This is a genomic window from Dellaglioa algida (assembly GCF_030127605.1).
Classification (GTDB): Bacteria; Bacillota; Bacilli; order Lactobacillales; family Lactobacillaceae; genus Dellaglioa; species Dellaglioa algida.
The window spans coordinates 122,344-128,474 of the sequence record NZ_JANXLE010000005.1 but is presented as its reverse complement, the minus strand read 5'-3'; the positions used below and the strand labels follow the sequence as shown (position 1 = coordinate 128,474).

The following is a 6,131-nucleotide window of genomic DNA, read 5'->3' as shown; positions in this document are numbered from 1 at the left end:
TATAAATAAATCGTGATTTGGATTCCCCTACCGATTGAATCTTTAACAACAATTTCCCCACCCATTGCCGTTACAAGCTCGTGCACAATAGAAAGTCCAAGCCCATTACCCTCTATTTCTTTACTTCTAGACTGGTCAATCCTATAGAAGCGTTCAAATATTCTTTTTTTGTCCTCGTCTGAAATGCCGACACCCGTATCTGAAACCGAAATAAATGTTTTTTCTTCATTCATACCTGCCTCAATTAAAATTGAACCGTTGTCTACGTTATATTTAACGGCATTTTGTAGTAAATTCTCCACGATAGTTGTTATTTTACTTTTATCAAAACTGATAACAAAATCTTTTTGTATTTTTATATTAATTTCCAAATTTTTACTTCTAATATTTTTGCTTAAAAGTTCTAATTCAGAATCAATTACGTCATTTAACTTAAATTTTGTAATGTTTTCTTTACTTCTCTGACCCTTTGATAATTTCAGTATTTCTTGAATTAGGACCTCTAACTTATTGCTTTCATCGTAAATGATATTCAAAAATTTCTTTGTTGTCACGGGATTAACCGGTTCCTCCAAAAGAGTTTCAGTAAAACCTTTTATTGCGGTAACTGGTGTTTTTAGCTCGTGGCTTACATTTCCAACAAATTCTGTCTGCATTCTCTCTAAGAGTTTCACTTCAGTTATATCGTACAAAATTACAATTACTTGAAAGTCAACGTTATCATTTGCGACGTAGACCACCGTTGCATCTACTACCTTGTTTGTATTTCTAATCTCAACTTCAGCTCGTTGTTTTTCTTTTAACTTTATAGCTTTTTCAATTAACCCACTTAATTTATATGTTTTAATGTCATCAATATACGAGTGCCGTTGCGGTTGAATCTTACGTCCCAACAACGTGTCTATCGTTTCATTTGCCATTAAGACTTGTCTTTTATGATCTATTTGCATAATACCAACGGTTAAATGCTCAATTAATCGCAGATAATTATTATTTTGAACCTGATAATGGACGTTTCTTTTCTTTTGATAACTCTCCACGCGATTAATTGCCTTTGACAATTCAAAGTTTGGACTATCCGTATCCAGTAAAACATGAAATGAGGCGCCTTGATTGACTAAGCTATTTAATCTATTTGCCATTAACTTTGATTCCGCATCAGACTTAGACACCATTTTATAAATAATAAATATCTCTATAAAACTTAAAATAATTACACCACTTACGTTAGTTTTACTAAAGAATCGGCCAGTCACACTCCATAATAACATCATACTAAATATTAAATTCAGCGATATTATTAAAATCGCAATCACATATTTCATTTTTTTATTCATTTATTTCCCTCAAACTTATATCCAAATCCCCGAACTGTTTTCAAATACACTGGTTTCTTTGGATCGACTTCTAATTTTTCACGTAAATGGCTGACATGCATATCAATCATTCGCGTCTGTCCTTCATAATCATATCCCCATACGCCACTGAGCAATTTTTCTCTACTTAAAACACGGCCTATTCGTTTAACAAAGTACACCAAAAGCTCAAACTCTTTTGGCGTCAATGAAACTTTTTCATTATTTTTATAGACAGAATAATTTGAAAAATCAATTTTAAAATCTTTAAATTCTTTAACTTCCTCATTATCTTGTTCAATCCCAGATGAATTAATCTCGGTACGTCTTAAAATAGCTTTAATTCTTGCCACTACTTCCCTTGGACTGAACGGTTTCGTCATATAGTCGTCCGCGCCAATTTCTAACCCAATAATCTTATTTAATTCATCATCTTTAGCCGTTAATATTATTATTGGCGTTTTTATTTTTTCCTGTCTTAACTTCTTTGTAACTTCAATACCATCATATCCCGGTAACATCAAATCAAGAATAATAAAATCAAAATTTCGTTCTGTTGCCTTTTTGAACGCACTTGGACCATCTGTTGCCACCTGCACTTCATAATTCGCATTTTCTAAATTATACGTTAGTAACGTCACAATCGCCGGTTCATCATCCACAACTAAAATTTTTTTCATTACTTATCCCCTAACCAAATTTATTTGATTATAACCAACCCTATTTCGTACGGTGAATCTGAAAAAATAGCACTTTCCGTTATTTTAGTGTCACCACTAAACGTTTTAATTTTTAATCGACAATATGTTGAACTACTTTCAAGCGCTTTATATAGTTCATTTTCATTTCTCACGTTAATACCATTACATTGGATCACGACATCCCCAACCTCAACGTCCATTTTCGCCGCTGGTGTTTCTGGTCGTACCCCCACAATTAAGATACCTTCATCAGATTCTGCAAACCACTTTTCTTGTTTATTATCATGGCGTTTAATGACGTATCTATCCCCCAAATAAGCAATCAATAATATGACTAGCCCAATTATGCCCGCTATTGGATAAAATGCAGATATGATGGCTAAACAGGCGTTCACTACTGCCAAATATAAATATTGTTTTTTGATAAAGCCGATAGCTAATTTTGGCAATTCTTTATATATTCGGAGCGTCAGTCCAATAATTAACGGTAAAATAATAACGTTGTATTCTGTCCCCGCTACACGAATTAATGGCCACCAATCAAATACACTGTAAAATTGATTACCTGGCACTAATACTACGAGTGGTATAAGATACAACTCTTTCATTTTAAATGATGATATATTTCGTCCTCGTTTACCAGTCTGTGTACTTGGCGACAGTTGACTCTTCCTAAATAAGTGTAGTGCAATACCTGTAATAAGCAAGCTAAGCGTTCCCACCAGTAAAATTCCCGTTAAAAATTCAGGTTGGAAAGCCTCATTTTTAAGCACAATTGTATTAGATGGTTGCCATTCCAACATCCCATAAACAAGTCCAGAAATTAAGAATAACGGATAGATGCTGTTGAATAATGGGTACAATAAAAGTCCTGCAATCATGCAGATTGTATAGATAAGTACCCAGTTCATTGGAATCATTGTTCCCGTTCCAAATAAAATTACTGATCCAATAATACCAAAGAGTATTCCTACTTTAATTGCGTGGCGTCCCTCATAGAAATCACTATCGACAGCCGTCCGAAATGCTTGTCGCTCTTTTTTTACCCTCTGATTATAAATAACAAACATCAATATCGTTACCAACCAAACCGTCGGTTGAATGAAAAATGTTCCAATAATTTTAAGTATCTCCATAAATCCACCTATTTTCTTTAAGATATAATACTCAAATTATATCATGCTTTATTACGATAAAAAAATGATTATCTAAATTGAAAAAAAGACTGGATACCGTTAAAAACGGCGCCCAGTCTTCATTAATTTTAATTAAATCTTTAAGAATCGACGCATTGAAACAAATGATCCCAGCGCACCAATAATGATACCAATTGAGATTAATAGCAAATCAATCTCCGCCAAGAAAGTTCCTGGTGTTAATAATCTGTAACTTGTTGATGCCAATGAAGCTTGTAAGCCGTTATAAATCCAAATGTAGCCAAAATCAACTAACGCAATTGGAATAATTGCCCCTAAAAGCCCAGTCCATGCACCTTCAAGTAAGAATGGCCATCTGATAAATCCATTTGTGGCACCAACTAGACGCATAATACCAATTTCATTTCTACGAGACAAAATTGTGATTCTAATTGTATTAGATATCAAGAATACCGCAACGAATAGAAGTAACGCACTAATAATCATACCCCATTTTTGGATACTACCAACCACTTTAAATAGTTTTTTAGCAGATGTTCCACCAAAACTTGCATCATTTACATAATCTAAAGTTTTAGCTTTTTTTGCAACTTGTTCAGTTTGCTTTGGTTCTTTCGTTTGAACATCAAATGTATCATATAGAGGATTATCATCCCCACCAAACAATTTAAACTCATTACCATAACTGCCGACAACTTGTTGTAATTGTTCTTTTTTACTTGAAAAAGTGACTTTTTTAACTTCAGAGTAACTTTCAAGTTTCTTTTTCAACGTATCTTGTTGGTTCTTTGTTGTCTTGCGTTCAACAAATACTCGAACTTGAACGTCATTTTCAACATCAGATGCTAATTTATTTACATTCATTAAAATCGAGAGCAATACACCAACTAAAATTAATGTTACAGTAACTGCACTGATAGCGGCAACAGACATCCATCCGTTACGACGAAGACTCTTAACACTTTCACCTAAATGGCGCTTAAACGTTCTCATTTTCATAACCGTATTTTCCTCCTTCTTCATCTCGGGCAATACGGCCATCTTCAATAGCCAACAAACGATGTGGATATTTGTTCACAATAATACTATTATGAGTTGCCATGATAACTGTTGTTCCCTGTTTATTTACTTTTTCTAAAATTGCCATGATATCGTCAGAAGTTTCAGGATCTAAGTTACCCGTTGGTTCATCAGCAATCAACACTTCCGGTTTATTAGCAACCGCACGTGCAATAGCAATTCTTTGTTGTTCGCCACCAGATAGTTCTTCAGGAAATTTATCTGACTTATCAGCTAAATCTACAAGGTCCAGAACATAATCAACGCGTTCCTTGATTTCTGCTGGTTCTTTTTCAATAACTTCAAGTGCATAGGCAATATTTTCAAATATTGTTAGGCGTGGTAATAATTTGAAATCTTGGAAAACAATCCCAAGATCTCTTCGTAAAAATGGGACTTCTTTTGGTTTCATCGTTTGTAACTGAAAGTTATTTACGGTAATTTCACCAGATGTTGCTTGCTCTTCATGGTACATCATTTTGATAAACGTTGATTTACCGGCCCCACTGGGTCCAACCACGTATACAAATTCACCTTGGTCAATTCGAATATTGATATCATTACTTGCGATAATATCATCGGAATATTGTTTAAATACATTTTTAAATTCTATCAAACAGTGAATCCTCCTATGTCTATTTTCATAATGTTTTCATTATACCATGATTATGTTCTTACAGATTTCAATAGTTTTACAATTAAGTTTCATTTATTAACTTGGGTTTTCATTTTTTAGTTTCCACTGTAAAAAAGCGTTAATAAAACCGTCTAAGTCTCCATCCATTACTGACTGTACATTTCCCGTTTCAAATTCTGAACGATGGTCTTTTACCATTGAATAAGGATGGAATACATACGACCTAATTTGCGATCCCCAACCAATATCCATCTGTTCGCCTTGAATGGCAGCACGTTCTTTTTCTTTTTCTTCCATTTCAAGTTGATACAATTTAGATTTCATCATGCTTTCTGCTGTTGCCCTATTTTGAAATTGTGATCGTTGCGCTTGACTTGATGTTACAATTCCTGTTGGTATGTGAATCAATCGAACCGCCGAAGACGTCTTATTAATATGTTGTCCACCGGCCCCAGACGATCTGAAAACTTCCATTCTAATATCATCTTGGTTTAATTCAATTTCAACGGAGTCATCCAATTCGGGCATGACATCAACGGATGCAAATGATGTATGACGCCGTCCCGCGGCATCAAATGGTGAGATTCGGACTAATCGATGGACACCTTTTTCACTTTTTAGATATCCATATGCATTTAGTCCCTTAATTAGAAGCGTTACACTTTTTAAGCCTGCTTCATCCCCGGACTGATAATCTACCGTTTCAACGGTCAATCCACTTTTTTCAGCCCATCTCGTATACATTCTTAAGAGCATTAGCCCCCAATCTTGAGATTCAGTTCCACCTGCGCCCGGATGAATTTCTAAAATAGCATTTCGACTGTCATAAGGTTCATTCAGTAGCAGTCTTAACTGATACCTATCAAGTGCCTTCATCGTTTCATCAAATAAATCATTAAACTCACTTAACATATCCGGATCATTTTCTTCTTGTAATAATTCAAGCATCACTTGTAATTCCGAAACCCGACTCTCCAAATCGTGAAAGGAGTCATACTTACCTTTTAGCTGGTTCGTTTCATCAATGACTTTTTGAGCTTCTTCTTGATGATTCCAAAAATCTGGATCAGCCATCCGTTCTTCATTCTCAGAAATTCGTTCATTCAGCGTCTCTAAGTCAAAGAGACCCCCTGAAGTTAGTTATTTTTTGTTCCATATCATTAATCTGTTTCCTATAATCACTTAATTCCATGAGTTTTCTCCTTAATCTGTTAAAAAGGGT

General features: G+C 34.6%; 6 protein-coding genes. All 6 read right to left on the bottom strand.

The genetic code is table 11. The features are described 5' to 3' along the window. Positions 1 to 1,337: sensor histidine kinase (locus N0K73_RS05755; protein WP_112251070.1), on the bottom strand; the 1,337-nt coding region annotated here is incomplete at its 3' end. Then, complete coding sequence (locus N0K73_RS05750) at positions 1,334 to 2,035, bottom strand: response regulator transcription factor (RefSeq protein WP_112251072.1); 702 nt, start codon at positions 2,033 to 2,035, stop codon at positions 1,334 to 1,336. The genes N0K73_RS05755 and N0K73_RS05750, both read right to left, overlap by 4 nt. A gap of 20 nt (positions 2,036 to 2,055) precedes the next feature. Then, entirely contained in the window at positions 2,056 to 3,192 is a 1,137-nt protein-coding gene (locus N0K73_RS05745; RefSeq protein ID WP_284068655.1) for a PDZ domain-containing protein, read from the bottom strand. A 132-nt stretch (positions 3,193 to 3,324) separates the two neighbouring features. Beyond that, on the bottom strand, positions 3,325 to 4,212 hold the full coding sequence (ftsX, locus tag N0K73_RS05740; RefSeq protein WP_112251076.1) for a permease-like cell division protein FtsX: 888 nt from the start codon (positions 4,210 to 4,212) through the stop codon (positions 3,325 to 3,327). Continuing rightward, on the bottom strand, positions 4,193 to 4,888 hold the full coding sequence (gene ftsE, locus N0K73_RS05735; RefSeq protein ID WP_057974283.1) for a cell division ATP-binding protein FtsE: 696 nt from the start codon (positions 4,886 to 4,888) through the stop codon (positions 4,193 to 4,195). Before ftsE ends, ftsX begins: the two co-directional genes overlap by 20 nt. Before the next feature lie 96 nt (positions 4,889 to 4,984). Next, positions 4,985 to 6,101 (bottom strand): peptide chain release factor 2 gene (gene prfB / locus N0K73_RS05730; protein WP_112251078.1). Its coding sequence is split into 2 segments (ribosomal slippage): positions 4,985 to 6,028 and positions 6,030 to 6,101, totalling 1,116 coding nucleotides; the frame shifts between segments, so codons are not numbered across the junction. Positions 6,102 to 6,131: the final 30 nt, after the last annotated feature.

Excerpts from the sequence above, each read along its gene's own strand:
- N0K73_RS05750 (WP_112251072.1), bottom strand. The coding sequence starts at position 2,035 with ATGAAAAAAATTTTAGTTGTGGATGATGAACCGGCGATTGTGACGTTA.
- N0K73_RS05745 (WP_284068655.1), bottom strand. The coding sequence starts at position 3,192 with ATGGAGATACTTAAAATTATTGGAACATTTTTCATTCAACCGACGGTT.
- ftsX (WP_112251076.1), bottom strand. The coding sequence starts at position 4,212 with ATGAAAATGAGAACGTTTAAGCGCCATTTAGGTGAAAGTGTTAAGAGT.